The organism is Kitasatospora sp. NPDC015121 (assembly GCF_055562955.1).
Genome location: NZ_JBVHEH010000023.1, coordinates 112842 through 137841 on the forward strand (window position 1 = coordinate 112842; position 25000 = coordinate 137841).

Below are 25000 nucleotides of genomic sequence, written 5' to 3' on the forward strand. Positions count from 1 at the left end.
GCTACGATCCCGGCCACGATACGTGGTCGGCGGGCGGCCGGGCCAGGCCGGGTCCCGGGAGGGACGCGACGGCCCGGACCCGGTTTCGAACGCTCCCGCGGGGCCCGGCGGTCGGGCTCCACCGAAACCGGCCGGAACCGGCCGGGGGCACGCCGGGAGCGGCCGGGAGCACGCCGGAGCCCTTCGTGCACCGGCTCGCTCGGACCCACCGTCCTGGGTGTCGGGTTCCAGACGCCCGACGGCGCCGCGCACCCGGTCCGCCTGTCGGCCCGCGCCCTGGTCGCGGGCGACGTCCTGGTGGTCCGCTACCGGCTCCGGAGGCCACCGGCCGCGCTCAACGGCCGCCCCGCCGCAGGCGGTTGCGCGCGAACAGCAGCACTCCGCCGCCGACCGCCAGCCCCAGCCCCGCCCCGGCGGCGACCGGCCCGAGCCCGCCCGCCCCGGTCGCCGGCAGCCGCCCGCCGGGACGGCCCGGCGAGGGTGTCGGTTCGGCCGCCGGTGAAGGCGTCGGCTCCGGCCCCGGCTCCGGCCCCGGCTCGGGGCTCGGCGAAGGGGAGGGCTCCGGGGACGGCTCCGGCGACGGACTTGCCACCTCGATCGGCACGTCCGGGCTGCGCGAGGCGCGCCACTCGCCCGTGGCCGGGGCGTACTCGGCGTGCAGCACGTGCGGGCCCGCCGTCGGCTGCCGGTAGGTCAGGACGGCGCGCCCGTCCGCGTCCAGGGCGGCGGTGCCGACGGGGGCGCCGTCGACGTACAGGGTGACCGTGCCGGGCGGGGTGCCGGCGGACGGGTCGGCGGCGGTGACGCGCAGGTCGACGGGGAGGTCGACGCCCTCCTCGGGGGTGCCGCGCGGGGTGAGGGCGGTGCTGGTGTCGGCGATCCACTGGGCGTAGAGGGTGCGGTCGGCGCTCAGCGGGGTGTCGGGGCCGATCCCGCCGGACGTGCCGCTGCCGTCGGCGGCGGTGTTCCAGCCGGTGAAGGCGAAGCCGGCCCGGGTCGGCGGGTCGGGGACGGTGCGGGCCCCGGCGGCGAAGGAGGTGGCGAACACCCGGACGGCCTCGGTGGGGGTGCCGCCGTTGGCGTCGAAGGTGACCAGGAAGTTGTTCGGCAGCACGCCCAGCCGCTCCCACTGGACGCCCGCGGTGGGCAGTTGGACCGCCCCCTGGTTGACCACCAGCCCGTCCCCGGCCCCCTCGGCCCTCCCGGCCCGCAGCGCACCGCCGCCGCCGTCGCCGCCGCCGCTGTCGCCACTGCCGCTGCCGCCGCTGTGCAGGGAGCCGTCGCCGGTGACGGTGACGCCGGGCGGGACGCGCAGCGCCGCGCCGGGCGGGACGACCAGCACGGCGGGGGCGTGGACGGCCAGCGAGCCGAAGCCGCCGCCCGCCGCGCCCTGGCCGACGGCGGAGGAGTCGTACGCGGCCTGGTTGGCGGCGGTGACGGTGCCGCCGTCCAGCACGACGGCGCCGCCCGTGCCGCGGTGGCCGCCGCCGACGCCCGCGCCGCGCCCGGCGCTGGTGGCGGTGACGACGGGATTGTCGCGGACGGTCAGCGAGCCGCCCGAGGCACTGGCTCCGCCGCCGATGCCCGCGCCGATGGGGGAGCCGGTGGCGGTGACGCGCGCGGTGCCGGCGATCAGGACGGTGCCGCCGTTGCCGCCCGTGGGCGGGGTGGTGAGCGCGGCCTGGCCGCCGCCGATGCCCGCGCCGCGTTCGGTGCTGGTGGCGGTGACGGTGGCGGCGCCGTCGATGGTGACGTCGCCGCCGTCACCGCCCCAGTAGCCGCCGCCGATGCCCGCGCCGGCCTCGCTGGTGGCGGTGACGGTGGCGTTGCCGGTGATCCGGACGGTGCCGCCGGGGCGGTAGTCGCCGCCGCCGATGCCCGCGCCGTCGGTGGCCTTCGCGGTGACGACGGCGTCCCCGGAGATGGTCGTGCTGCCGCCGTCACCGCGGTCGCCGCCGCCGATCCCGGCGGCGAACGGGCCGCCGGTGGCGGTGACCCGGGCGCGGTCGGTGATCAGGACGGTGCCGCCGCCGGGGTGGTCCTGGTCGCCGCCGATCCCGGCCGCCTGGTTGTAGGTGGCGGAGGCGTCGACGACCGCCCGGCCCCGGACGACCAGGGTGGCGCCGCCGGTGGCGATGGCCGCACCGTCCGAACGCGGCGAGGCGGCGGTGAGGCGCCCGGGGGTGGCGGCGGTGTCGGTGACGGTGAGGGTGCTGCCCGCGCCGAGCTTGACGCTGACGGCGTCGAGCCGGTGCCCGTCCAGGTCGAGGGTGAGCGCGCTCCCGGCGGCGAGCCGCAGGTCGACGGCCGCGCCCTGGGCGACGTCCGCCCCGAGCCGCACCTGTCCCCCGACCCCCGTCGGGTTCGCGAACGCCCCGCTGAGCGCCGCCCAGTCCCCGACCTCCGCCGCGAACGCGGGCTGCGGGAGGACCGTCCAGGCGGTGGCGGCGGCGACGGCGAGCGCCGCCCTGGTCGGACGTGCGGAGTTGCGCATGCCCCAGGGTAGGCGGATGACGACGCTCCGCTTACGGACGAACCGTCCTGACGGCGTGTCACCCGCCCGCCGGGGCGCTCCGCCGGGGCGCTCCGCCCGGGCAGTCGGGGGCGGCGGGCGGCGCCGGGGAGGCCGTCAGTAGGTGACGGTGATCCGGCGGGCCGGGCCGTCGACCCGGACGCGGCCGCCGTAAGGGACGACGAGCTGCGGTTCGGTGTGGCCGAAGTCGACGTCGAAGACGGCGGTCGCCTCGGGGGCGTAGGCCGCCAGCGCGCGGAGGACCGCGGCGCGCTGTTCGGCGCGGTAGTGGGCGCGGGCGGCGGCGTCGTGGGGGTGCTCGAAGCTCCAGGCCATCGCGCGGGCCACCAGGACGGCCGGGAACTGCCGCAGCAGGCCGCGTTCGCCGAGGTTGCGCAGGATGCGGAACACCTCGGTGGCGTCGGGCAGTTCCTCGGAGGTTTCGAGCAGCAGCACGCCGCCGGCGTACGCCTCGGCGGGGAGCAGCCGGTCGGCGGCGGCCATCCAGTGCAGGATCTCCAGGTTGCCGCCCCAGCTGGTGCCCTCGACGACGCGGTCTGGGCGGTGCCAGTGCCAGCCGGTGGCGGGTTCGGTGGCGGGTTCGCGGGTGAAGGTGGCCGGGTCCTCCCAGCGGCCGTTGACGGTGCCGGTGTCGGTGGCGGCGGTGAGTTCGTACCCGCCGCCGTCGAAGAGCGCGGCGCGCAGCGAGGCGGCGGTGAGCGGGTGGACGGCGACGGGCCGGCCGAGCTGGGTCATCAGGGCGGCGCCGTGGTAGGAGACGACGCCCTGGCGGTACAGGAAGTCCAGCAGGTTGGTGTTGTCGCTGAAGCCGAAGTACGGCTTGGGGTTGGCGCGGATCAGTTCGGCGTCGAGGTGCGGGACGACGGTGATCTGGTCGTCGCCGCCGATGCTGGCCATCACGGCGGTGACCGTGGGGTCGGCGAACGCGGCGTGCAGGTCGGCGGCGCGTTCGGCGGGGGTGGCGCCGAGCTTGCGGGTGGTCGGGTACTCGACGGGTTCGAGCCCGAACTCCTCGCGCAGGCGGCGCAGTCCGAGCTCGTACGGGAGCGGGAAGGCCCCCGGACCGGCGAAGCCGGGCGAGACGATCGCGATCCGGTCGCCGGGCCGGGGCCTGGGCGGGTACGCCGGACGGCGGGCCTGCCGGTGCGCGGGCTGGTGCGGGGGCTGATGCGCGGGCTGCTCTGACATGCCGGGATGCTAGCGGCGCGGGCCCGCCGCACACGACCGGGTTTCCGCCGGGCTCCTCGGCCTCAGCCGTCGACGTCCAGCAGGGTCTTGCCGAGGGTGTCGCGGGCCTCGACGGCGCGGTGCGCGTCGGCGGCGCGTTCGAGCGGGAAGCGGCGGCCGATGACCGGGCGCAGCCGGTGCGCGGCGGCCTCGGCGAGGACGTACTCGGTGGCGGCGCGGACGCGCGCGGGGGTGGGGCGCAGGGCGAGGACGGTGAGGGCCCGGGCGGCGGCCTCGGCGGCCGGGAGGTCGGTCCGGCTTCCGCCGGCCAGGCCGTGGTTGATCAGGCGGCCGCCGTCGCGGAGCAGGTCGGCGGCGGCGCGGCCGGGGGTGCCGCCGACACCGTCGAGGACGAGGTCGACGGGGGCGGTGCCGGCGGTCCAGTCGGGCCGCAGGTAGTCCACGGTCTCGGCGGCGCCGAGTTCGGCGGCGAGGGCGAGCTTGCGGGGGCCGCCGGCGGCGGCGACGACGTGGGCGCCGGCGGCGGTGGCGAGTTGGACCAGCAGCGTGCCGACCCCGCCGGCGGCCGCGGTCACCAGGACGCGTTCGCCGGGTGCGGGCACGGCGGTCTCCAGCAGGAGCCGGGCGGTGCGGCCGTCGGCGAGCAGGGCGGTGGCGGCGTCCAGCGGGAGGCCGTCGGGGACGGGGTACAGGCCCTCGGCCGGGACGGCGGCGAGTTCGGCGTACCCGCCGCTCCCCCCGGTGGAGGAGACCACCCGCCGTCCGAGCCAGCCGGGATCGGTGCCGGGGCCGAGCGCGGTGACGGTGCCGCCGACCCCGTTCCCGAGGATCATCGGCGGGCGCCCGGGGAACGGTCCGCTGCCGTCGGCCCGGAACTGGGTCTCGACGAAGGTCAGGTTGGCGTGCGCGACGTCGATCAGCACCTGCCCCTCCCCCGGCACCGGATCGGGCGCGACCCCCGGCACCAGCACCTCGGGCCCGCCGAACTCCCGCAACCACACCGCGCGCATCACGTCTCCACCCGCTCCCGGACCGGCCGTTCCGGCCCGCCGGCCATCCTGCGACCTCAAGCCCGCTTGAGGTCAAGCCCGTGACACGACACCGGTCGGGTCGGTGTCGTGTCACCGACCCATCCGTGACGTGTCACCGGTAGATGCGAGGATCACGCCCATGGACATGGACGGATTCTGGGCCCTGGTGGAGTCGAGCGCGGCGGACGACCCGCCCTGCGCGCGGGCCGAGCGGCTGACCGACCGGCTCGCCGAGTTGCCGCTCCCCGAGGTCCTGGACTTCCAGCTGCGCCTGGACGAGGCCCGCGCCCCGCTGGACACCCCGGGCACCCTGGCGGTGGCGGAGCTCGTCCTGCGCGGCCGGGTCAGCGACGACGGCCTGTGGTACTTCCACGCCTGGCTGGTCGGCCTCGGCCGGGCCGCCCACCACCTGGCCGTCCACGACCCGGACGCGCTCGCCGACCACCCGGCCTTCCGCCGCCTGGCCGCCCTCCCGTACGAGCACTGGGAGGACCACGACTTCCCGGACTGGGAGTCGGTGGACTACTGCGCCCAGGAGGCGTACGAGCGCCGCACCGGCGAGGAGGACGCACTGGAGGAGGCGATGGCGGCGGTCGGCCACGACAGCCCGTGCAACGCCGAGTTCGCCGACCCGGACTGGACGCCGGAGCAGTCCGCCGCCCGGCTCCCCCGCCTCACCGCGCTGTTCGCCGACGCCACCTGACCGGACGTCAGCGCAGCGCCCGTTCGATCAGCTCCCGGGTGAACAGCCGGGCCCGCTCGGCGCGTTCCTCCCGGGCCTCGGGGGTGAGGACGGGCGGGACGCCGTAGCGGCGGGCCGCGATGTCCTCGGCCAGGCCGGGCGGCGCGCCCAGCGCCGGGAGGCGGGCGATCGCCTCGCGCTTGCCGATCAGTCGGCCCTCGCGCAGCGCGACGGTGGCGCGGACGGCGGTCACCGGGCCGTGGTCGACCCAGATGTCGCGCCGCCACGGGTCGGGCCGCGCGGTGACGGGGTACCAGAACTCGCGCAGGTCGGCCCGGATGTGGGCGCGCAGTTCCGCGTCGTCGACCGGCGGCAGCAGCGCGCCCGGCGCCTCGCCCGCCAACACCCGTCCCCCGTCCAGTAGTTCGCGCCGGGTGACGGCCGTGACCGGGCGCTCCATCGGCTCCTCCTGGGCGAACGCGAAGTGCGCGACGGCCGCGTCGGCCAGCTCCGTGCGCGGCACGTACGCGCAGTGCAGCCGCGCCGCGTCCGGCTGCTCCGCGATCAACTCCCGGTGCAGCGCGGCCAGTCGCTCCCGCACCCGCCCGTCGGGGGCGGCCGGGAGGACGGCGACCAGGTCGAGGTCGCTGCGGCCGTGCCGGTAGTCGCCGTGCGCCAGCGAACCGTGCGCCCACAGCGCGTCCACCGGCACGGCCGCCGTCAGCCGGGCCGCGAAGAGCGCCAACAGCGGTGCGGCCAGGGCGTTCTGGGCGGCGTCCTCGGCTTCCGGCGCCGCCTCGGACGGGAGTCCCGACTCGGGGAGGGTCATGCCGCCCATCCTGACACGACCGCCCCGCACCCGCCCCGCACCCGGCTGACGGTCGGACGCGCCTGCGCCGCGATCCGCCGCGCGCGTCCTAACGTCGGAGGGGTCCGGCCGCCCGGCCGGGTGACCGTGCGGAGACGGAGGAGCCTCCCGATGGCACAGAAGATCACCACCTTCCTGTGGTTCGACGACCAGGCCGAGCAGGCCGCCGAGTTCTACACCTCGGTGTTCGAGTACGGGCGGATCACCGACGTGCAGCGCTACTCGGAGGCGGGGCCGGGCGTGCCCGGGAGTGTGATGCTGGTGTCCTTCGAACTGTTCGGGCAGGAGTTCCTGGCGCTGAACGGCGGCCCGGAGTTCACCTTCAACGAGGCGGTCTCGCTCCAGGTGGACTGCGCCGACCAGGCCGAGGTGGACCGCTACTGGGACCTGCTGACCGCCGACGGCGGCGCGCCGGGCCCGTGCGGCTGGCTGAAGGACCGCTACGGCCTGTCCTGGCAGATCGTGCCGCGCCGGATGACCGAACTGCTCGCCGACCCGGACCCGGAACGCGCCCGCCGGGCCATGGCCGCGATGCTGCGAATGGGCAAGCTCGACGTCGCCGCCCTGGAAGCCGCCGCCGACGCCGCCTGACCGCCGCCGACCGGGCCGGGACGGGCGGACCGGCGGGGACGACTCCCGGCAGCGGCACGGCCCCGGCACTGCCCCGGCGCGGCGGCAGCGCGGCGGCAGCGCGGCGGCAGCGCGGCGGCGGAAAACCGGCTGACGGGTGGCGTCCGGGCTGGCAGCATGGGGCGGGTGACCGACCTCCGAAAGGCCCGTGGCGCGTAGGCCGCCCGGTGCCGTGCGCGCCGTACCGCGACGCGCTCCGTCCCGTCCCGTCCGCCGGCTTCAGGGGCTGCCCGCGCGCACCGTCGCGGCCGTCCACCGGTGGGAGGCCGCGCGCCTGTGGCCGGGCGCGGTCGCCGACGCCCTGCACGCGTACGAGGGGTTCCTCCGGCGGCCCGGCCGGTACCTGTACGTCTCCGGGGCCGACTGCCCCTGCTGCGATCCGCTCGAAGCGCGCGACACCCTCGACCTGGCGCTCCGCCGGCTGCCCGCCGCCGCGCGAGGCCCGCTGCGCGCGGTCGTGGACCGGCTCGACGCCGAGTTCCTCCGCCGCACGCTGCCCGACCCGCACGCCGCCTCGATCAGCCCCTGGCACGCGGCGGCCTGGTGGCGCCGCCGCCTGCGCGGCAGCTGACCGCCGCCGCCCCGGACGGGACGGCGGCGGTCGGCCCACCACGCGGCCCGCTCCCCCTCAGCTGCCGGTGAGCAGGTCGCGGAGCAGGGCGACGGTGTCCGGGTCGAGGTCGCGGCCGGTGCGGCGGCTGAGCGCGTCGAGGCGGTTGACCGAGCGGACGAGCTGGTCGCGGGCGCCGGCCGAGGCGTAGGCGTAGAACAGGTCGCGGTGCAGGAGTTCGACCTCCGGGGCGACCGCGAGGGCACGGAAGATCGCGGCCTCGGCGGTGCGGTGGTCGCCGTACTGGAGGCGGCGGGCGGCGAGTTCGTGGGCGGTGTCGACGATCGCGGCCAGCATGTCCTGCCGTTCGGCCTCCGCCCAGCCGTAGGTGCCGGCCGGGGCCTCCGCGAACGGCGCGCCCCGGACGAGGGCGAGGGCGTGCGCGAGGGCCGCGTCGGCGGTGGTGGAGGTGGAGCGCATGCCGCGCCGGTACAGGCTGCGGAACTCGTCCCAGTCGCAACTGACCGTCGGCGCCAGCGCGTACGTGTCGGCGGGCACCGCGCCGAGGTAGCCGCGGCCCTCCGGCGAGATGCCCAACCAGCCCGCCAGCGCGGCGAGTTTGACGGGCAGCGGGTCGGCGATCCGCTCGGCGGTGGCCCGCGGGTCGAGGTGCGCGGCACCCGGGTGGATGTCGCGGTCGATCGCGGTGTGCTCGGTGCCGGGGCGCAGCGCCAGGTACGCGGCGAGCTCGGTCAGCCGGGGACGGCCCGCCGGGTCGACGCTGCCGGCCGCGCCGAGCACGTCGACCGGCCCGAGCACCCGGATCCGCGGCGCGGAACGCAGGTGGTGGGCCTCCGGGGAGCGCAGGATCGCCAGCAGGTCGTCGCTGTCGGTGCGGGCCGGACCGCTCCCGGGCCGGGCGGACGGCCGGGCCGGGGAGCGCGGGTCGGGCGCGGCCGCCTGGTCGTGGACGGGCAGCGGCTCGGGCACCGCGGGTGGCCCCGCCGGTGCGACGGGCTGCTCGACCGGCGGCTCGACCGGCGGCTCGACGGGTGCGGGCGCGGCCAGTTCGAAGGACCGGGTGCCGCCGTCCGCGACGGCCTCCGCCTCCACCGCCGTTTCCGCCACCGGTTCGGCGGCCGGCTCCGGCGCGGACTCGGGTGCCACCGGCGGCGGTCCGTCCTGCGGCGGCGCCGGCGGCTGGGCGGGCACGGCGGGCAGGGCGGCGGCGATCCGGGGGTCGACGGGCGTGCCGTGCGGCGGGGTGGTGACCTTGCGGGCCTGCCCGTTCGCGGCGTGCCGCGGCTCGGCGGGGGCGCCCTCGACCACGGGGGCACCCTCCGCACCGGCCGCGGGCGCGGGGGGCACGGGGGGCGCGGCGGCCGCGGCGGGCTGGACGGGCACTACCGGGACGACCGCGTACGGGTTGGTCGGCGCGGTCGGGACGAGTCCGGCGAACGGGCTGCTGCCGGTGGGCACCACCCGGGCCAGCAGCCGGGGCCCGGCCGCGTCGCCGCCACCCGTCCCACCCGCTCCGCCCGTACCGGCGGCGCCGCCGCCCGCGCCGCCGGCCGGCTTGTCGAGGCTGGTCCTCGCGGGCGCGTCGGTGGCCGCCGCGACCGTCGCGACCGCCGTCCCGGCCCCGGCCCCGGAGCCGGCTGCCGTGGCCTCCGGCCCGGTCGGGCCGCCGAGCAGGGCGATCAGCCGGGCGTCCAGGGTGCCGTCGAGGCGGGTCTCGGCGTCGCTCAGGCCGAGGCTCGGCACGTCGGTGCCGAACGGTGCGGGCACGGCTCCGATCGCGGCGCCGACGGCGGCCAGCGCGGGGACGGGCAGCGGGACTTCCTCGTCCTCCTCGGGGCCGTTGTGCGGCCCGTCGAGGGTCCACTCGGGGGCCGGGTGCTGGGTGAAGTCACCGGAGGAGCGGACGAGTTCGCCGATCCGGTCGTACTGTTCCCGGTTCAGGCGCTGGAGTTCGACGCTGAGGTGCAGGCCGGGCAGCGCGGCGTGGCCGGTCGCGGGGAGGGTCCAGCGGGCGACCGGGCCGGCGCCGCGCTCGGGGGCGCGGGTGAGGACGGCCAGGCAGGTGCGCGGGCGGCCGTCGAGCAGGCGCCCGAGCTCGGCGGGGACGTTGCCGGCCGGGGGCTGCGCGGAGAGCACGATCTCCGGCAGCCACGCCTCGTCCGCGCTGCCCCGGCTGCGGGCCTCGCGGGGGCTGCCGACGTTGGCGCCGATCAGGGTGGCGCGGGCCTTGGCGGTGCGCGGGCCGAGGGCGGCCAGCGCGGCCTCCAGGGTGGGGTGGTGGTGCACCCGGTCGGCGGCGGGGCCGGCGGTGGGCAGGTCGGTGGCGATGCCGACCAGGTGCAGGTGCAGGCGGTCGGCGAGCGGGCTGTGGGCGAGCTCGACGGCCAGGCTGCGCAGCACGTCCTCGGCGTCGTCGGGGTGCCCGGAGAGGTGCACCAGCCGGACGGTCTCCAGGTCGGCGAGGACGGTCGAACCGTCCGGGGTGGCGCCCAGGGTGACCAGCGCCGGGTAGGGCGCGGCGTGCTTGGCGGCCTGCGCGGCGGAGAGCAGTTCGGTGGAGTCGGTCGGGCACCACCACACGTTGGGGGCGTGCGCGGCCCGGAACGGGGCGACCGGCACGGCCGGCGCGGCCAGGTGCAGCTCGACGGTGCCCGCGGTGGTGAGCCGGACGGCGACCAGCGCGGGCAGCCGCTTCTCGCCGCGGACGACGTTGCGGCCCAGGGTGCGCAGCGCCCGGTCGAGCAGTTCCAGGCCGTGCTCGTCCTGCCGGACCTTCAGCTCGGCCTCCAGCCGGCCGGCGGCGGCCGGGGGCAGCGCGATCCGGTGCCGGGGGCGGCGGGCCCGCTGCTGGTCGGTGCGGCGGCGGGAGACCAGGGCGATCAGCGCGGCGGCCATCAGCACGCCGACGCCGGAGGCCGCCAGCGCCACCGTGTAGTCGCCGTTGCCGGTCGCGGCGGTGTGCTGCTCGCGGACGGCGGGCAGGTTCGCGGCGGACGCGGAGTCCTGCGGCGCGGGCGACTGGACGGCGGGGCTCTGCCCGGGCGCGGGGGTCTGCCCGGGCGCGGGGGTGGCCGTCGCCTCGGGGGCGGCCGTCGGCGCGGGCGTCTCGGCCGTCGTCGGCGGCGGTGTCGGGGTCTCGATCGGCGGCGCGGGCGGCTCCGGAGTCGGGGCCGGGGCCTGGGCGGCGCCGGGCACGGTGAGCACCGTGCCGGGGGCGAGCACGTCCGGGTCGGTGAGCCGTTCGCCGTCGGGGGCGGTGGCGCCCTTGTTGGCCTCGAAGAGTTCGGGCCAGCGGTCGCCGTCGCCCAACTCCCGCTGGGCGATGGAGGAGAGCGAGTCGCCGGAGTGCACGGTGACGCTGGCGTGGGCGGGCGGGCCGGACTGCGCGGACGTCCCGGCGGGCAGCGCGGGCGGGGTGGTGCCGGTCGGGGGGGCCGGGGCGTTCGTGTCGGGCTTGGCGTCGGCGGGCATCAGCAGCTGCCAGCCGGGCTGGATCGGCCGGTCGGCGTCGAAGCGGATGCCCGAATCGCCCATCGGGCGGCCCGCGTTGAGCTTGGCGATCTCGGTCCACCGTTCGCCGGAGCCGAGTTGGCGTTCGGCGATGGACCACAGGCTGTCGGCGGGACGGGCGTCGCGGACGGTGTAGACGGGCTGCTGCGGGTCGGCGGCGGGCGCGGCCGCGGGGGCGCCCGCGGGCAGCGCGGCGTAGGCCGGGGCGGCCTGCAACTGGGCGACGGCGGCAGGACGTTGGGCGATCTCGGGGGTGGCGGCGAAGGCCGATCCGGCGACCGGGAGCAGGGCGAGCACGGAGCCGACCAGGCCGGCCGCGATCCGCTGGCTCCAGCCGAACGCGGGGATCCGGCGGGCGACCCGGCCGCGCAGCTGGGCGGGGATCTCGACCAGCACGGAGACCAGGAAGCACAGCCAGCCGAGCCAGCCGATGCCGACCAGCAGCCACAGGAACAGGCTGCCGTCGTCGGGGCTGGTGAGCGCGGCGAGCAGGTCGCCGTGGACGGGGTCGCCCATCGCGGCGACGGCGAGGGTGCCGTACCCGAGCAGCGCGGGCACCCCGGCCAGCAGCAGGACGAGGGCCAGCAGCGCGCCGAACGCGGCGAGCACCGAGCCTCCGGTGCCCCGCCGCCTGCCCCGCCCGGCGAGGGGCGGCGCGGGGCGCCGTCCGCCGCGGGCGGTGCCGGCAGGGGTGCCGGTGCCGGCGGTGGGCTCGGGCTGCCGCGCTCGGCGGCCCTTGCGGTGCTGGTCGTCGGCTCCGCGCGCGGCCATCAGCCGGTCGTCCCTTCCGTGATGCCGTGCAGCAGGGTGGCCTTGCCGTGGCCCTGCACGGAGAGTGAGGTGATGCCGACCACGCCGAGCAGCGCGGTCGGGTAGGTGGTGTCGACGGTGACGCTGATCTCGCTCAAGTCGGGGTACTTGGGGAAGTCGACGCTCCCGGAGACGTGTTGGGAGGCGAGGTAGGCCCGACCGGCGGAGACCGCCTGCTCCGGGTCGACCTGGTAGCCGCCGCCGGCCCGCAGCTTGGTGATGTCGAGCTGCTGGCCGGCCACCCGGGCGGCCTCCTGGGCGAGCGCGTCGGCCCGTTCGGTGGAGCGCAGTTGGCCGCCGAAGTCGAGCACCAGGCCGACCACGGCGACCAGGCTGACGGCGGTGATGGCGACCATGACCGAGATGCTGCCCCGGTCCGGCCCGTTCACGCCTCGCGCGGGCGCCTCGGCGCCTCCTTCGTCCACGTCCCCTCCCCCCACGGTGTGTTGGCGTCCTCTCAGTTTCCCCGGTAGCGGTCAAGCACAGAAGTGAACGTGCCGGTGATCGTCTTGCTGCCGGGCACGCCGTCCAGGCCCAGCAGGTCGGCCAGCGGCACGGTGCACGACACCCGGACGGTGACGGTCCGCAGCACGCCGCCCGCGGTGTTCAGGGTGCCGTACTCCGGCTCCCCGGTCGGCTCGGTCGCGCACTCCACCTGGCGGAAGGTCAGCGCCTGCTTGACGGCGGCGGCGGCCTCCTGCTTCGCCCCGTCGGGGGTGCGGGCCAGCGAGGCGGCCCGGGCGCCGGCCCGGGCCGCGGCGTCGACCACCGCGCCGGTGGTCTGCACCCGTCCGGCGGCGACCGCCATCAGGGCGAAGCTCAGGATCACCGGCACCAGGATCGCCGCTTCGATCGCGAACGAACCCCGGTCCCGGCGGCGGGAGTCGACCGCGCCGCCGGTCACGGTGCCCCCGGCGGGACGAACTTCTCCCGGGGCGCGCCGGCCGTCTTGGTGATCGTCGGATCGGCGAACGGCACCAGGGTGAGCGGCTTGACGGTGACCGACAGCTGGTACAGGTCCGGGTCGCCGCCGGTCTGCCTCGGCGGCTGCTGCAGCGTCACCAACCGGCCGAGCCGGTCGACGAATTCGGCGGCCCGCTGCTCGCCCGCACCGGCCGGCGCGCCGTTCACCCGGCCGGCTTCGACGCCCTCCCGGGCGGCCGCCAGCGCGGCCTGTTCGGCGTACCACCACAGGCCGGCCTGCACCACCAGGAGGATCACGAACAGCACGGCCGGGAAGACGATGGCGAGGCTGAGCGTCATCGCCCCCCGGTCGGCCCCCGGGACGGCTCCCCGCTCGGCCTGCCGGATGGCTCGCCACCCGGCCCGCCGCCCGTCCCCGCGGGCACGCCGCAGCCACCCGGCCGGTGCGGGCCGGGTGGCTGGCCGGTGCGGGCGGCGGGTCACGGCGCGGTGCCCCCGACGGGCGAGTCCTTGGGGATCTTGGCCTTGACGTTGTTGCCGAGCTGGGTGATCGCGTAGACGACCGCTCCGGCGATGCCGACCAGCAGGATCACGGCGAGCGCGAGCTCGATGCTGATCGCGCCGCGGTCGCCGCTGCCGCGCGCGAGGCGCAGCTTGGCGAGCCGGTACTCGAACAGGGGCTGGAAGAGGTCCAGCGGCAGCAGGGCTGCCGCCAGGGTGCGGATTCGGGCCATGGTGTGGTCTCCAGGACGTCGAGGGGAGGGGCTCGGTGCGGGGTGCCGGTTCGGGCGGGTGGCGCTGTTCGTTCGCTGCTCGGTCGGGGCGGTGGGGGGTCTCCGGTTCGGTCGGCCAGGTCGGTTCGGTCGGTTCGGTCGGTTCAGTCGGTGCTGAGCATCTGGTAGATCGCGGGGAAGGCGATCAGGACGGTCATCAGCAGGGTCAGGGCGGAGCCGGGGGCGACCATCCGTTCGCTGTCGGTGTTGGCCTTGGCGAGTTCCTCGGAGAGGAGTTCGCCGCGCAGGCTCTTGGCGCGGGCCCGCAGGGTGTCGTAGACGGCGGCGCCGTCGACGCCGGAGATCCGCATGATGTCGGCCACGTCCTGGAGCGGGGTGAGGCCCAACTCCAGGGCGAGGGCGTCGAGTCCGTCCCAGGGCGGGAGCCGGTCGGTGGCGGCCCGCTCCAGCGCGTCGCGGATCCGGCGGAACACGGTGCCGCGGCCGACCGAGGCGGCCCGGCGCAGCGCCTCGGCGGGGCCGCAGTCGGCGGCCCGTTCCAGCGCGACGAGTTCGAGGTACGCGGCGATGCCGTGCAGGTACTCGGTGCGGGCCTCCTTGGCCTCGCCGACCACGATGCCGTCCGGGATGAACCAGAACAGCCCGGCCAGCAGCGGTCCGACCAGCAGCGGGACGGCCAACGGCAGTCCGTCGCCGATCAGTTCGGCCATCACGGTCAGGTAGCCGGGGAGGGCGAAGCCGAGGAAGGCGAACAGCAGCTTGTGCGCCATGAACCGGGCCGGGCTGCGGCCGATCAGGGCGAGTTCCTGCTGCGGGATCCGCACCCCGGGCAGCCGGGCCGAGCGGTCGCCGACCCGGTCGTACCAGGGCAGCACGGCCTCCTCGTCCTCGGCCCGGCGGGGTTCGGGGACGCGGTGCAACCGTTCCAGGGCCTGGCCCAGGTCCGGTGGGGCGGGCCGGAGTTCGGCGAACAGCAGGGCCACGCCGCCGGCCGCGGCGCCGCCGGCGAGGATCGCCCAGGGGGAGATCACCTGGCCTCCTTCACGAGTGGTTCGTCCTCGCGGCCGCTGCCCTCGGCGGCGACGTCCTCGCGGCCGGGCAGCCTGCCGGTCCTGGAGCGGCGGTCGGCCTCCAGGACGCGCGGCAGCGGGGTGTGCCGGGCCAGCGAGCGCATCCAGGCGATCACCGCGACGAACGCCACCGCGACGATGCCGAGGACGAGTTGGCCGATCGTGGTGGTGTAGGGCGCGGTGTACTTGGAGTTGAACGAGCCGACCACGACGACCAGCAGGATGATGCCGACCATCCAGCGGATCGTGGTGCGGTGCTTGGAGCGGTCGGCCTCGATGGCGCGCCGCTGCCGGACCTCCTCGCGCACCGAGTCGGCCATGTCGGCGAGCGCCCGGGCCAGGCCGGGCCCGCTGTCGCCGGCCCGCAGGACGAGCGCGGCGAGCACCTTGTCGGCGGTCGAGTCGGCGACCTGGTCGCCGAAGGCGCGCAGCGCGTCCTCCGGCCGCCAGCGGGACTGCAGCCGGGCCGCCAGGTCGGTGATCTCGGTCTCCAGCGCGGCGGGCGCGGTGCGCCGGCTGGTCATGATCGCCTGGTTCAGGCCGACGCCGAGGAGAAGCACGTCGGCGAGGCGCTGGGTCCACTCGGCGAGCGCCTCCAGCCGTTCGATCCGCCGGGTGTCGGAGCGGGTCGCGTCGAACAGCCAGGGCAGACCGAACACGGCGGCCGGGACGAGCAGCGCGACCAGCGGGATCCGGGTGAACAGCCAGCCGCCGGGCGCGCCGAGCAGCGCCAGCACCAGCTGGATCCGGCGCAGCCGGGCGATCCCGGGCGAGGCGGTGCCGGGCGCCCCGTACCAGAGGGTGTGCAGCCGGCCCTCCAGCGGGTTGCGGCGCTCCTCCTCGTCCTCCGGCCGCCCGGTCAGGCCGACGGCCAGCGCCACCAGCCCGCCGGCGACGGCCAGTCCGCACAGCACGTACAGCATCAGCATCAGCGCGTCCCCCCGATCCGCAGCGCCAGCGGGGCGCCCCAGGTGCCGTACGGGGAGGCGAGCAGCCCCGCGTCGAAGCCGGCCCGGCGCAGGTCGTCCAGGCAGTGCGGCGGGGTGACGGGCACCGCCCGCACCTCGCCGATCTCCGGGCGCGGCCCGAAGACGGTGTTCAGCGCGGGCCGGCCGGACTCGCCGAGGCCGGCCACCTCCAGCACGTGCGAGACGAAGCGGTGCCGGCGGCCGCCGACGGCGGTCTCGTCGACCATGGTGACGTGCACGATGAAGTCGACGGCGTTGGCGGTGAGCCGGTACGCGAGGGTGTCGGTCATGTGCGAGCCGTACTCCAGGCAGAGTTCGGCGATCCGGTCGACCACCATCTGCGGGCCGCGGGCATGCAGGGTGCACATCGAGCCGCCCTCGCCGTTGGTCATCACCCGCAGCATCGGCACCACCTCGGCGGAGCGCACCTCGCCGACGATGATCCGCGACAGCGTCATCCGCAGCGCCGCCGGAATCAGCTCGCCGATCGTCAACTCGCCCGCCAGGCGCCCGTCCACGCGTTCGCCGTTGCCCTCGCGGGCCTCCATCGGGACGACCTGCCGCAGGTGGCCGAGGGTGTGCAGCCAGAGCTCGAACTCCGACTCCAGGGTGCCGACCCGCTCGTCCGGCGGGATCTCGGCGGCCATCGCGCGCAGCAGGCTGGTCTTGCCGACGCCCTGCGTGCCGGTGATCATCACGTTCTTCCGGGCCCGGATCGCGGACGCCAGGAACGCCGCCAAGGTGGTGTCGACCGTACCGAGTTGGACCAGGTCGCTGAGCGTCGCACTGGCCACCCGGTGGCGGCGGATCGCCACGTACGGGCGGGGCGTCACCTCGGTCATCGCCTGCAGGCGCATCCCGCCCTCCAGGCGCAGCGCCAGCATCGGGCTCGCGGTCGACAGGCTGCGCTCGCCGCCGCCGTGCTGGCGTGCCAGGTCCTGGAGCAGCTCGACGAGCTCCTCGTCGGTGTCGGCCACCGGCGGTACCTGGCGCAGCGGTTGGTTCACCCGCGAGACCCACACGTCGTCGCAGCCGTTGATCAGGATGTTCTCGATCTCCGGGTCGTCCAGGTAGGGCTGCAGCCGGCCGGCCCGGAACAGCAGGTCGTAGACCGCCTCGGCGAGCAGCCGGTCCTGCTCCCTGGTCGGCGGGATGCCGTGCGCCTGCGCGTACGCGTCCGACCAGCGGGCCACCGCCTCCTCGATCAGCGCGCGCCCGCGCTGCCGCCGGGTCGCCCGGTCGGCCTCGCTGCCCGACGCCTGCGACAGCCGCGACAGCTGCTGGTGCAGCTCCGCCGCGACCTGCCGCTTCAACTCCCGCGCCACCTGCGTGTCCACCACCGGCCGCGCCCCCGCCGCCGGCAGCGCCGGCACCGCCGCCGCGGCGGCCACCGGCCCGACCTGCGGCTGCTGCTGCGGCTGGTACTGCTGCTGTTGGTAGGGCTGTTGCTGGTGGGGCTGCTGCTGTGGCTGCCCCAACGGCGGCTTGGCCCACGGCAGTCCGGCCGCGTCGGCCGAACCCCCCTGCCCCACCTGCCCGTTCACCGCCTGCTGCGGCAGCGGCCCCTGGTACGGGTTAGCGCGCATGCCGGCCCTCCTCCCGACCGCCGTCCCCGCCCTCGCCGTCGACCACCGCACCACCCGGCCCGCCCTGCCCCGGGAAGGGCGCGGGCGCGGGCGGCTGCGGCACCACGGGCGGCGCTATGTGCGGCGCGGCGTACGAAATCTGCGGCGCCTCGACCCGGACCGGCCACTCCCCGGTGAACTGCCCTCCCGCGAACGGCCCCTGCACTCCCTGCTGCGCCGACTGCGGCTGCGGATAGGGCTGTTGCTGCGGGTACGGCTGCGCCTGCTGGTACGGGGGCTGTGCCTGGTAGGGCTGTTGCTGCTGCTGGTAGGGCTGCTGCCCGCCCACCGGCCCCGCCACGAACGGCGGCACCTGCTGCGGCGGCACGGGCGCCTGCCGCAACGGGGGTTGGTACTGCTGGTGCTGAACGGGCTGCGGTGGTTCCTGTTGCTGCGGTGGCTGCGGCTGCGGTTGTGGCTGTGGCTGTGGCTGTGGCTGCTGAGTGAACTGCGGCGCCACGGGCTGCTGCTGCATCGGCTGCTGCAGCACCGGCTGCTGTTGCGGAGGCAGCGCCTGTTGCGGCCGCGGCTGTCCGCCCTGCGGTCCGCCGAGGCGTCGGCGGCGGGTGGCCACCAGTTCCTGGATCCGGTCGGCGGCGCTGCGCGCGGTGCGCATCAGCTCGGAGCGGATGAAGCGCCGGTCGGTGGTGTCGCCGCCGTCGGAGAGCACCCGGGCGGTGCGCGGCGCGTGGGTGAGCGCGCCGAGCACGGGCAGCCGGAACTGCCGGGAGACCTCGTTCTCGGGGTAGGGGCCCTCGGTGACCAGCAGCAGGCCCAGACCGTCCGCGCCGGTGCCGTGGGTGTCGAGGTCCTCGCGCAGCGCGGCGATCCGGGGCCGGGCGGCGGAGAGTCCGCGCAGCGTGGTGCGGACGGTCGCGGCGACCACGTCGGCCCGCCGGGGCAGTACCGCCATCGGCCCGTTCGCGCCGGAGCGCCCCAGGTCGAGCAGCACGTCGTAGCCCTGCGGTTCGAGCGCCCGCAGGGTCTCGACCAGGGGTTCCCAGGTGTAGGCGAGGCCGGAGGCCTGCGCGGGGTCGGTGAGTCCGGGCAGCAGCAGGCGTTCGCCGTTGCCCTGCGGGGAGACGTCGAGCAGTTGTTCCCAGAGCGTCTCGGCGAGCAGTCCGCGCCGGTCGGCGACGGCCAGGTTGCGCAGCCCGTACACGGCCTCGACCCGGCCCTCCAGCGCGCCGGCCAGCACCGCGCCGCCGTCCGGGTCGCACTCGACGAGCAGGACCCGGCGGCCGGGGCGCAGCGGCCAGGACAGCAGCAGCGCGAGGGCGCTGCTGGTGGCCCCCGGCGCTCCCGGCCCGCCGAGCACGGCCACCACGGACATCAGGAGCCCCCGCTGCTTCGGGGCGCCAGGATCACCTGGAACTTGCCGCCGGCCACCCAGAGCGCGAGCTTCGGCCCGTCGGCGGGGCCGACGGCGACGTCTATCACGGTGCTGCCGTCGGTGTCGGGACGGCCCACGGCGGCGACCACGGCGGTCAGCGTGTCGGGGGTGCGGGTGGTCGCGCCGCCGCCGGCGTCGGCGGCGGGCGCGTTGACGATCAGGATCTGCAGGCCGGGCTGCAGCCTGGTGGCGGGCAGCTGGGAGCGCTTGGCGTAGACGCCGACGATCTGCTGCCCGGCCTGGGTCGCCGGGTCGCTGGTCAGGTCGGACTTGACCAGCAGCGCCCCGCGCTTGAGGTCGGTGGTGGCCCGCAGGCCGATGGTGCCCTGCAGGTCCTGGGCGTCCAGCGGGCGCAGCGCGGGGTCGCCGGCGATGTGCGCGACCACCAGGTCGTCGGAGCTGATCACCTGCCCCATCGGGACGTCCCGGGCCAGCGCGAGGACGGCGATCCGCTGCCCGCTGCTGTTGTACAGCACGGCGCCGCCCAGCCCGCCGGCCGCGATCAGCGCCGCCGCCATCGCCAGCACGGCGGGTCGCCGCCGCCGGGCGCCGAGTCGGCGCGGCGGGGTCGGCATGCTTCGGTTCTCCACCGCTCTGCGGCCTCTCACTCGTGTCACTCGTGTTCGAACGTCAACTCTCGGGCCGCCGGCCCCAGGCCGGCTCCGGCGGCCGGGCCGGTCAGTTCAGCACCTGGACCTCGTTGACCGGGACCCGCAGCACCGCGTCGGTGTAGGTCGGCCACCAGTTGTCGATGCCGACGTCGACCGGGGTGCCGTCGTCCTTGCGCGCGCTGACCTTCCAGAGCATCCGCACGCCGAGGGTGAAGGCCTTGTCGTCCATCCCGGCCGAGCTCTTGGTGAAGACGTGACTGCAACTGGGCGTCCCGGTCGCGCTGAACGGGTTCCCGCCGTCCTTGCAGGGAAACGTCTCCACCTGCTTGGCCCCGGCCGGCCCGTCGTCCACGCTCCACTCCACCTGGGCCAGCGTGATGGTGGTGGTCACCTTGAACCCCTGCCCCGGCAGCTCGCTGCTCAGCGGCCCGACGGTGGCGGGATCGGCGTCCATCCACAGCCACACCGGCGAGCCCACCACCGCGTCCTTGCCGGGGGCGGCGTGCAAGACGGGCGGGGCGACCGTGATCCGCTCCAGGGCCTCGTAGGCGACCTGGGCCGGCGTCTTGGGCGGCGTCTTGCCGGGGGCCTGGGCGAGGAAGACCTGGCCGGCGGGCTGGAAGTTGAGCAGGTCACCGGTGAGGTCGCAGGCCTTCTGGTAGACCGAGCCCTCCTCGCTGGTGTGGCCCTCCCAGGACCTTTCCCCGGCTGCGGGCTGCGGAGTGACCAGCGAGTAGTAGCAGCCCTCCGAGAACCAGCCGAGGTCGTCCCGCCAGCACAGCGCCTGCTTGCCCTTCCAGGTGCACATCTCGCCTCCGCCACCGCCCCCGCCGGACGTCCCGCCGCCGCCGGCGGTCGGGGTGCTGCCCGGGTGGTGGGTGCCGGTGCAGATGGAGAGGTCCGCACACGGGCCGATGATGACGCCGCCGTCGTCGGCACTCGCCGACGGAACGGCGGTGATCGCCAATCCGAGCCCGATCAATACACAAATAGCTTTGCGCCAGGCGGAGTTCAGCATGTCTTGTCCACCTCACGGGTGAAGTCGGCGATCAGCCAGCGGTTTCCGTATTTCTTCATCACGGCGGTCGCCGGATAACGCGACAGCCGTTGCTGCGGATCCCTGATCTCCTTGGTCACGGCGTCCGCCTGGTGCCAGTCGGTGACGTCGAGGCAGTCGCCGATCGTGATGGTGGGCGGATTCGCCTGCGGATCAAGGCCTTTGACGACCGGCGAGGTGCGCGGTCGACCGATCATGACGAGCTTGTTGTCGTGCAGCCGGGTGAGCGAGATCACGGTGTCGCTGAAGGCGTTGCCGGTGGCGTACTGCCGGAGCGGAGTTCCGTCCGAATCCGATCGCCCGAGGACGTCGACCTGGACGTCCCACCAGCCTTGATACGCCGTCACCGCCTCGCTCCCCTCCAGCCCCTGGACGCCCTGGTGGGGGACGGGGCTGCCGGTCGGCCCGTTGTCGGGGGTGGTCGTGGAGGTCGCCCGGGCGAGGCTCGCGTCGGGTGTTCCGAGTCGGTCCGCGGATCCCGTGCCGGCGGCCGAGCAGGCCGTCAGCAGGAATGGCAGAAGCAACCCGCTGATCCCAACCGCCCCAGGGCGCACCAGAATTGAGCGCTGCCGCATAGCCCCACCTTGTTGCGGCCGGACCTGTGGTGGATCCGGACCGCGGATGTCGTCTGCCGTCCCCGGTGTCGTTCAGAGGTCGCTCGGAGGTCGATTCTTCGCCACCCCGCCCCGGCACGGCAACACCCGGGCCTCCTGACCTTACGCGGAAGGCGGATCCGTTGGGGCACTTTCTCGCCACAGAACCGCCAGAAGTTCATCGGAAAACGGCAATCCGGCGAGCGCGCCTCTCACTGCGGCCCGATTGCGCATCAGGAGTCTCCCCCCGTCACGTGGGACCAGCAGCCGTGCCTCACCCGCGTTGGCCGGTTCTCCCCATCCCAACTGGCCTTCCACGGCGGGCTGGAGGTCGAGCGGGCCGACGGCGGCGGGCGCGCCGGGCACGCCGTGTTCGAGGATCCGGCCGAGTGCCCAGCTGAACGAGCCCTCCGCGCCGGGGAGCACGCCGTCGCGGCCGCGCCGACCGGCGCTCCAGCGGCCGATCCGGCCCCACAGCGGGACGCGCGAGTGGCCGAGGAGTTCGCCCGCGCCGTCCTCGCGCTGCAGCGCGGTCCAGGTGTCGCGGTCGGCGACGGCGTCGACGATCAGCAGGGTCTCCTCCTGCTCGCCGTGCACCATGGCGCTGGTGATCCAGTCCCAGGCGAGGCCGCGCCGGTAGGCGTTGTCGGGGGTGGAGCCGGCGGTGACCAGGGCGACCCGGCGGCCGCGCGGGTCGGTGACGAGTTGGCCGACCAGGCAGACCACCAGCCAGCGGGCGGGGCGCTGGGCGGCCTGCCGGACGGCGGTGAGCAGGGTGTTGGCGTCGGCGTCGGCCGGGGGGTGGGTGACGGTGCTGCCCCGGGTGCCGGCGTCGAAGGTGCGGCCGGGGAGGGCGTCGGCCAGGGTGCGGGCGCCGTCCGCGGCGCGGGCCGACCCGCCGTGGGCGCGTTCGGGTCCGCCGTCCGCGCCGATCATCACCAGTTCGATGCCACCGCTCACCCGTACCGTCCCCTCCGCCCGTCCGTACCGCCCCCGGCCTGCCGCGCGGCCCGTTCGAAGGGCCGTGCGGCAGGCCGGGGGCGCCGCCGGAGGCCAAGGTATCGCCGAGGGGTGTCGCGCGGGGGCGGAATCGGTCCGATGAGCCCCAGCTCAGGGACCATGGGCCCTGTTCGCGGCGGTGCGGGCGGGGGCACCATCGACGGTATGGACCGTGACGACCGGGTGGAGACCCTCAGCGAGGCCGAGTGCCTGCGGCTGCTCGGCACCGTGCCGCTGGGGCGGGTGGTGTACACCGAGCACGCGCTTCCGGCGGTGCTCCCGGTGGCCTTCCGGGTGGCGGCGGACGGCCGGCTGGTCCTGGCCCTGCGCACCGGCACCCAAGTGGCCCGGGCGCTGGACGGCACGGTGGCCGCGTTCCAGGTGGACGACTTCGACCGGGCGGGCCGCTGCGGCTGGAGCGTGCTGGTGCACGGCCGCGCCGAGGTGGTCCGCGACGCGGGCGAGCGCGCCGCGCTGCGCTCCGGCGGCCTGCGCCCGTGGATCCCGGACCCGGGCCCGGAGTACGTGGCGATCACCCCGGAGCTGGTCTCCGGCCGCCGCGTCCTCCCGAACGCCGAGGACGCCGAGCACACCGAGGGCCCCGAGCACGCCGAGGGCCAGGAGCCCGCGCTCCCGGGCCGCCGCCGGGCCTGACCTCGCCCCGCCTCCCCTCCTCCGCCCACCCCTCCACTGACATGTGACCGGTGAGTAGGCATACTCTGCGAGTCGGCCCCGCCCGGGGCCGCCCGCGCTTCGAGCCCGCCCCGACGCACCCGTGGAGCACACCGTGACGACCTTCGCCTCGCTCGCCGACCTGACCGCCGCGGTCGGCACCGAACTCGGCACCAGCGAGTGGCACACCGTCGACCAGGACCGGGTGAACCTGTTCGCGGAGGCGACCGGCGACCACCAGTGGATCCACGTCGACCCGGAGCGTGCCGAGCGGACGCCGTTCGGCGGGACGATCGCGCACGGCTATCTCACCCTCTCCCTGCTGCCCGTGCTGGCGAAGGAGTGCTACGGCGTGGAGGGCGTCGCGATGGCCCTCAACTACGGATCGGACAAGGTCCGCTTCCCGGCCCCGCTGCCGGTCGGCACGGCGGTGCGGGCGACGGCGGTGCTGCTGTCGGCGGACGAGGTGGCGGGCGGCGGCGTGCAGGTCGTGGTCCGGTTCACCATCGCCAGCGAGGCGAGCGCCAAGCCGCACTGCGTCGCGGAGACGATCACCCGCATCTACCCGGCCGCCTGAACCCCCGCCCCCCGCACCGACCGATACCGACCGCCCCGCACCGCTAACGGACCGCCCCGGACCGCCCCGCACCGCTGGGCGGTCCGTTCGCGCTCCGGCCGTGCCGCCACCCGGCCGACCCGCCCGGCGCGCCGCCCGCCGAATGCCGCGTTCCTCCGCTTTGCGCCGGTAATGTCCGGCTCCGAGGTGCGCCGTCCGGCGCCCGGGGCCCCCGCCGCCGCCATGCCGCCCTCCGGCCCGCCGCCGACGCCGCGCGGAGCGCACCCCGCGTCCCGCCCCGTCCCGACGCGCCGCCGTTCGGGCGTTCGATCGTGGAGGTACCGTGTCCCGCCCCGTCTCCTGGCTGTTCCGTGCCGGCGAACTGGCCGCCGAAGCCGGGCTCGCACTGCGCGACGCGAAGCGCTCGTACCGGACACTGCCCCGGGAGACCTGGCAGCGGATGCGCACCGACACGTTCGGCGCCGACCCCGCGGGCTGGCGCCTGCACCGGGTCCGCAACTCGCCGCACTTCGTGGACGGGTCGTTCCGCAACCCGGTGGCGACCCGCCGCCTCGCGTACGCGCACACCCCGCTGGGCCTGCTGCGCACCAAGCTCGCGGCCGACCCGAGCCGCCGTGCCCCGGCCGCGGCCGTTCCCGTGCACCGGCTGCTCCCGATGGAGCTGGCCACCGCGCCCGCCTCCGGCCTGCGGCTGACCTGGCTGGGCCACGCCACCGTGCTGGCCGAGCTGGACGGCGTCCGGGTGCTGTTCGACCCGGTGTGGAGCGAGCGCTGCTCCCCGTTCGACTGGATCGGCCCCAAGCGCCTGCACCCGGTGCCGCTGCCGCTGAGCGAGCTCGGGCCGGTGGACGTGGTGGTGATCTCCCACGACCACTACGACCACCTCGACATGCCGACGATCCGGACGCTCGCCGCCGGCGACGCGGTCTTCGCGGTCCCGCTGGGCATCGGCGCCCACCTGGAGCACTGGGGGGTCTCGCCGCGCCGGATCGTCGACCTCGACTGGTGGGAGTCCGCCGAGCTGGACGGCCTGCGGCTGACCGCGACCCCGGCCCGGCACTACTGCTCGCGCGGGCCCCGGCCGAGCGGCAAGTTCCTGTGGGCCTCCTGGGTGGTCGAGGGCAAGCGGCACAAGCTCTTCCACAGCGGCGACAGCGGCTACTTCCCGGGGTTCGCCGACATCGGACGCCGCCTCGGCCCGTTCGACGCGACGATGATGCAGGTCGGCGCGTACTCCGAGCACTGGCCGGAGGTCCACCTGACGCCCGAGGAGGCCGTCCAGGCCCACCGCGACCTGGGCGGCGACGTGCTGCTGCCGGTGCACTGGGGCACCTTCGACCTCGCCCCGCACCCGTGGGAGGAGCCCGCCGAACGCACCGTCGCCGCCGCCCAGGCGGCCGGTGTCACCCTCGCGCTGCCCCGGCCCGGACGTCCCTTCGAGCCCGCCGCCCCGCCCGCCACCACCCTCTGGTGGCGCGCCGTCGCCGCGCCCCCCTCCGGCGCGGACCTGCTCCTCCCCGACGGCGTCACCACCGTCCCCGACTCCCCCGCGGCCCTCGCCAGCACCTCCCCCGCCCGCCCCGACGCGCCCCTCGCCGACGCCCGCCCCACCACGACCGCCGACCAGTCCCCGGGCCAGGACGGCGAGGTCCCGCAGCTCTAGGGCCCCTAGTGACCTGAGTCGGAGATTCGTCGGCAGTAAGCGGCGACCTTGTCGAGGATTTCGTCGGCGGTCTTGGTCCAGACGAAGGGCCTGGGGTTGTCGTTCCAGTCGGCGAGCCAGGTGCGGATGTCGCGCTCCAGGGCCTGGACCGAGCGGTGGACACCGCGGCGGAGCTTCTTCTGCGTGAGTTCGGCGAACCATCGCTCGACCAGGTTCAGCCAGGAGGATCCGGTCGGGGTGAAGTGCAGGTGGAAGCGCGGGTGGGCCACCAGCCAGGTCTTGACCGCCGGG

The 25000-nt window shown here is 76.2% G+C and carries 23 protein-coding genes and 1 pseudogene; 6 read left to right on the forward strand and 18 right to left on the reverse strand.

Features of this window, described 5'->3' with window-relative positions:
• Positions 1-334 precede the first annotated feature (334 nt).
• From ACZ3J7_RS29905 to ACZ3J7_RS29915, 3 genes are all read right to left on the reverse strand, one after another.
• Entirely contained in the window at positions 335-2494 is a 2160-nt protein-coding gene (locus ACZ3J7_RS29905; protein WP_465626447.1) for an Ig-like domain repeat protein, read from the reverse strand.
• 135 nt (positions 2495-2629) lie between these two features.
• Entirely contained in the window at positions 2630-3721 is a 1092-nt protein-coding gene (locus ACZ3J7_RS29910) for a S66 family peptidase (RefSeq protein WP_465626449.1), read from the reverse strand.
• 62 nt (positions 3722-3783) lie between these two features.
• Positions 3784-4731 carry a zinc-binding dehydrogenase gene (locus ACZ3J7_RS29915; protein WP_465626451.1) on the reverse strand — a complete coding sequence of 316 codons (948 nt, stop codon included), beginning with the start codon at positions 4729-4731 and terminating at the stop codon, positions 3784-3786.
• A 160-nt stretch (positions 4732-4891) separates the two neighbouring features.
• Here ACZ3J7_RS29915 and ACZ3J7_RS29920 point away from each other — a divergent pair, with 160 nt between their 5' ends.
• The gene (locus tag ACZ3J7_RS29920; protein WP_465626453.1) at positions 4892-5455 is read left to right on the forward strand and encodes a DUF4240 domain-containing protein; all 564 of its coding nucleotides are present in this window, start codon (positions 4892-4894) and stop codon (positions 5453-5455) included.
• Between the two features lie 7 nt (positions 5456-5462).
• Here ACZ3J7_RS29920 and ACZ3J7_RS29925 read toward each other — a convergent pair whose 3' ends face one another.
• Positions 5463-6263, reverse strand: coding sequence for a nucleotidyltransferase domain-containing protein (locus ACZ3J7_RS29925; protein ID WP_465626455.1), 801 nt, complete (start codon positions 6261-6263; stop codon positions 5463-5465).
• A 150-nt stretch (positions 6264-6413) separates the two neighbouring features.
• Here ACZ3J7_RS29925 and ACZ3J7_RS29930 point away from each other — a divergent pair, with 150 nt between their 5' ends.
• A complete protein-coding gene (locus ACZ3J7_RS29930) occupies positions 6414-6893 on the forward strand; it encodes a VOC family protein (protein ID WP_465626457.1) in 480 nt (159 codons plus the stop codon).
• 211 nt (positions 6894-7104) lie between these two features.
• Positions 7105-7503 (forward strand): hypothetical protein, encoded by a 399-nt coding sequence (locus ACZ3J7_RS29935; RefSeq protein WP_465626459.1) that lies wholly within the window; start codon positions 7105-7107, stop codon positions 7501-7503.
• Positions 7504-7560: 57 nt separating this feature from the next.
• Here ACZ3J7_RS29935 and ACZ3J7_RS29940 read toward each other — a convergent pair whose 3' ends face one another.
• The 13 genes from ACZ3J7_RS29940 to ACZ3J7_RS30000 all read right to left on the reverse strand — a co-directional run bounded on the left by ACZ3J7_RS29940 (position 7561) and on the right by ACZ3J7_RS30000 (position 21758).
• A complete protein-coding gene (locus ACZ3J7_RS29940) occupies positions 7561-11784 on the reverse strand; it encodes a LysM peptidoglycan-binding domain-containing protein (protein WP_465626461.1) in 4224 nt (1407 codons plus the stop codon).
• The gene (locus ACZ3J7_RS29945) at positions 11784-12263 is read right to left on the reverse strand and encodes a TadE/TadG family type IV pilus assembly protein (RefSeq protein WP_465626463.1); all 480 of its coding nucleotides are present in this window, start codon (positions 12261-12263) and stop codon (positions 11784-11786) included. The genes ACZ3J7_RS29940 and ACZ3J7_RS29945 overlap by 1 nt, the downstream gene beginning before the upstream one ends.
• A gap of 17 nt (positions 12264-12280) precedes the next feature.
• The gene (locus tag ACZ3J7_RS29950) at positions 12281-12727 is read right to left on the reverse strand and encodes a TadE/TadG family type IV pilus assembly protein (RefSeq protein WP_465626465.1); all 447 of its coding nucleotides are present in this window, start codon (positions 12725-12727) and stop codon (positions 12281-12283) included.
• Positions 12724-13086, reverse strand: a complete 363-nt coding sequence (locus ACZ3J7_RS29955; RefSeq protein ID WP_465626467.1) for a TadE/TadG family type IV pilus assembly protein — start codon at positions 13084-13086, stop codon at positions 12724-12726. Before ACZ3J7_RS29955 ends, ACZ3J7_RS29950 begins: the two co-directional genes overlap by 4 nt.
• Positions 13087-13226: 140 nt before the next feature.
• Positions 13227-13481 (reverse strand): hypothetical protein, encoded by a 255-nt coding sequence (locus ACZ3J7_RS29960; RefSeq protein WP_465626469.1) that lies wholly within the window; start codon positions 13479-13481, stop codon positions 13227-13229.
• A gap of 143 nt (positions 13482-13624) precedes the next feature.
• A complete protein-coding gene (locus ACZ3J7_RS29965) occupies positions 13625-14512 on the reverse strand; it encodes a hypothetical protein (RefSeq protein WP_465626471.1) in 888 nt (295 codons plus the stop codon).
• Positions 14509-15480, reverse strand: a complete 972-nt coding sequence (locus ACZ3J7_RS29970; protein ID WP_465626473.1) for a type II secretion system F family protein — start codon at positions 15478-15480, stop codon at positions 14509-14511. The genes ACZ3J7_RS29965 and ACZ3J7_RS29970 overlap by 4 nt, the downstream gene beginning before the upstream one ends.
• Positions 15480-17105, reverse strand: coding sequence for a CpaF family protein (locus ACZ3J7_RS29975; protein WP_465626475.1), 1626 nt, complete (start codon positions 17103-17105; stop codon positions 15480-15482). The genes ACZ3J7_RS29970 and ACZ3J7_RS29975 overlap by 1 nt, the downstream gene beginning before the upstream one ends.
• Positions 17095-18477, reverse strand: coding sequence for a CpaE-like family protein (locus tag ACZ3J7_RS29980; RefSeq protein ID WP_465626477.1), 1383 nt, complete (start codon positions 18475-18477; stop codon positions 17095-17097). The genes ACZ3J7_RS29975 and ACZ3J7_RS29980 overlap by 11 nt, the downstream gene beginning before the upstream one ends.
• Positions 18477-19112 carry an SAF domain-containing protein gene (locus ACZ3J7_RS29985; protein WP_465626479.1) on the reverse strand — a complete coding sequence of 212 codons (636 nt, stop codon included), beginning with the start codon at positions 19110-19112 and terminating at the stop codon, positions 18477-18479. Before ACZ3J7_RS29985 ends, ACZ3J7_RS29980 begins: the two co-directional genes overlap by 1 nt.
• 103 nt (positions 19113-19215) lie before the next feature.
• Entirely contained in the window at positions 19216-20166 is a 951-nt protein-coding gene (locus tag ACZ3J7_RS29990) for a hypothetical protein (RefSeq protein ID WP_465626481.1), read from the reverse strand.
• Positions 20160-20780, reverse strand: coding sequence for a hypothetical protein (locus ACZ3J7_RS29995; protein WP_465626483.1), 621 nt, complete (start codon positions 20778-20780; stop codon positions 20160-20162). Before ACZ3J7_RS29995 ends, ACZ3J7_RS29990 begins: the two co-directional genes overlap by 7 nt.
• 141 nt (positions 20781-20921) lie before the next feature.
• On the reverse strand, positions 20922-21758 hold the full coding sequence (locus tag ACZ3J7_RS30000) for a hypothetical protein (protein ID WP_465626485.1): 837 nt from the start codon (positions 21756-21758) through the stop codon (positions 20922-20924).
• Between the two features lie 204 nt (positions 21759-21962).
• Here ACZ3J7_RS30000 and ACZ3J7_RS30005 point away from each other — a divergent pair, with 204 nt between their 5' ends.
• The 3 genes from ACZ3J7_RS30005 to ACZ3J7_RS30015 all read left to right on the forward strand — a co-directional run bounded on the left by ACZ3J7_RS30005 (position 21963) and on the right by ACZ3J7_RS30015 (position 24709).
• On the forward strand, positions 21963-22451 hold the full coding sequence (locus ACZ3J7_RS30005; protein WP_465626487.1) for a pyridoxamine 5'-phosphate oxidase family protein: 489 nt from the start codon (positions 21963-21965) through the stop codon (positions 22449-22451).
• Between the two features lie 133 nt (positions 22452-22584).
• Positions 22585-23046, forward strand: a complete 462-nt coding sequence (locus tag ACZ3J7_RS30010) for a MaoC family dehydratase (protein ID WP_465626489.1) — start codon at positions 22585-22587, stop codon at positions 23044-23046.
• A 439-nt stretch (positions 23047-23485) separates the two neighbouring features.
• Positions 23486-24709, forward strand: a complete 1224-nt coding sequence (locus ACZ3J7_RS30015) for an MBL fold metallo-hydrolase (protein ID WP_465626500.1) — start codon at positions 23486-23488, stop codon at positions 24707-24709.
• A 5-nt stretch (positions 24710-24714) separates the two neighbouring features.
• Here ACZ3J7_RS30015 and ACZ3J7_RS30020 read toward each other — a convergent pair.
• A pseudogene (locus ACZ3J7_RS30020) lies at positions 24715-25000 on the reverse strand (IS630 family transposase); the annotation flags it as partial.

What these genes read in the sequence shown, in the direction of transcription:
- ACZ3J7_RS29905 (WP_465626447.1), bottom strand. Translation starts at nt 2,494, where the DNA reads ATGCGCAACTCCGCACGTCCGACCAGGGCGGCGCTCGCCGTCGCCGCC.
- ACZ3J7_RS29910 (WP_465626449.1), bottom strand. Translation starts at nt 3,721, where the DNA reads ATGTCAGAGCAGCCCGCGCATCAGCCCCCGCACCAGCCCGCGCACCGG.
- ACZ3J7_RS29915 (WP_465626451.1), bottom strand. Translation starts at nt 4,731, where the DNA reads ATGCGCGCGGTGTGGTTGCGGGAGTTCGGCGGGCCCGAGGTGCTGGTG.
- ACZ3J7_RS29920 (WP_465626453.1), top strand. Translation starts at nt 4,892, where the DNA reads ATGGACATGGACGGATTCTGGGCCCTGGTGGAGTCGAGCGCGGCGGAC.
- ACZ3J7_RS29925 (WP_465626455.1), bottom strand. Translation starts at nt 6,263, where the DNA reads ATGACCCTCCCCGAGTCGGGACTCCCGTCCGAGGCGGCGCCGGAAGCC.
- ACZ3J7_RS29930 (WP_465626457.1), top strand. Translation starts at nt 6,414, where the DNA reads ATGGCACAGAAGATCACCACCTTCCTGTGGTTCGACGACCAGGCCGAG.
- ACZ3J7_RS29940 (WP_465626461.1), bottom strand. Translation starts at nt 11,784, where the DNA reads ATGGCCGCGCGCGGAGCCGACGACCAGCACCGCAAGGGCCGCCGAGCG.
- ACZ3J7_RS29955 (WP_465626467.1), bottom strand. Translation starts at nt 13,086, where the DNA reads ATGACGCTCAGCCTCGCCATCGTCTTCCCGGCCGTGCTGTTCGTGATC.
- ACZ3J7_RS29960 (WP_465626469.1), bottom strand. Translation starts at nt 13,481, where the DNA reads ATGGCCCGAATCCGCACCCTGGCGGCAGCCCTGCTGCCGCTGGACCTC.
- ACZ3J7_RS29970 (WP_465626473.1), bottom strand. Translation starts at nt 15,480, where the DNA reads ATGCTGATGCTGTACGTGCTGTGCGGACTGGCCGTCGCCGGCGGGCTG.
- ACZ3J7_RS29975 (WP_465626475.1), bottom strand. Translation starts at nt 17,105, where the DNA reads ATGCGCGCTAACCCGTACCAGGGGCCGCTGCCGCAGCAGGCGGTGAAC.
- ACZ3J7_RS29980 (WP_465626477.1), bottom strand. Translation starts at nt 18,477, where the DNA reads ATGTCCGTGGTGGCCGTGCTCGGCGGGCCGGGAGCGCCGGGGGCCACC.
- ACZ3J7_RS29985 (WP_465626479.1), bottom strand. Translation starts at nt 19,112, where the DNA reads ATGCCGACCCCGCCGCGCCGACTCGGCGCCCGGCGGCGGCGACCCGCC.
- ACZ3J7_RS29990 (WP_465626481.1), bottom strand. Translation starts at nt 20,166, where the DNA reads ATGCTGAACTCCGCCTGGCGCAAAGCTATTTGTGTATTGATCGGGCTC.
- ACZ3J7_RS29995 (WP_465626483.1), bottom strand. Translation starts at nt 20,780, where the DNA reads ATGCGGCAGCGCTCAATTCTGGTGCGCCCTGGGGCGGTTGGGATCAGC.
- ACZ3J7_RS30005 (WP_465626487.1), top strand. Translation starts at nt 21,963, where the DNA reads ATGGACCGTGACGACCGGGTGGAGACCCTCAGCGAGGCCGAGTGCCTG.
- ACZ3J7_RS30015 (WP_465626500.1), top strand. Translation starts at nt 23,486, where the DNA reads ATGCGCACCGACACGTTCGGCGCCGACCCCGCGGGCTGGCGCCTGCAC.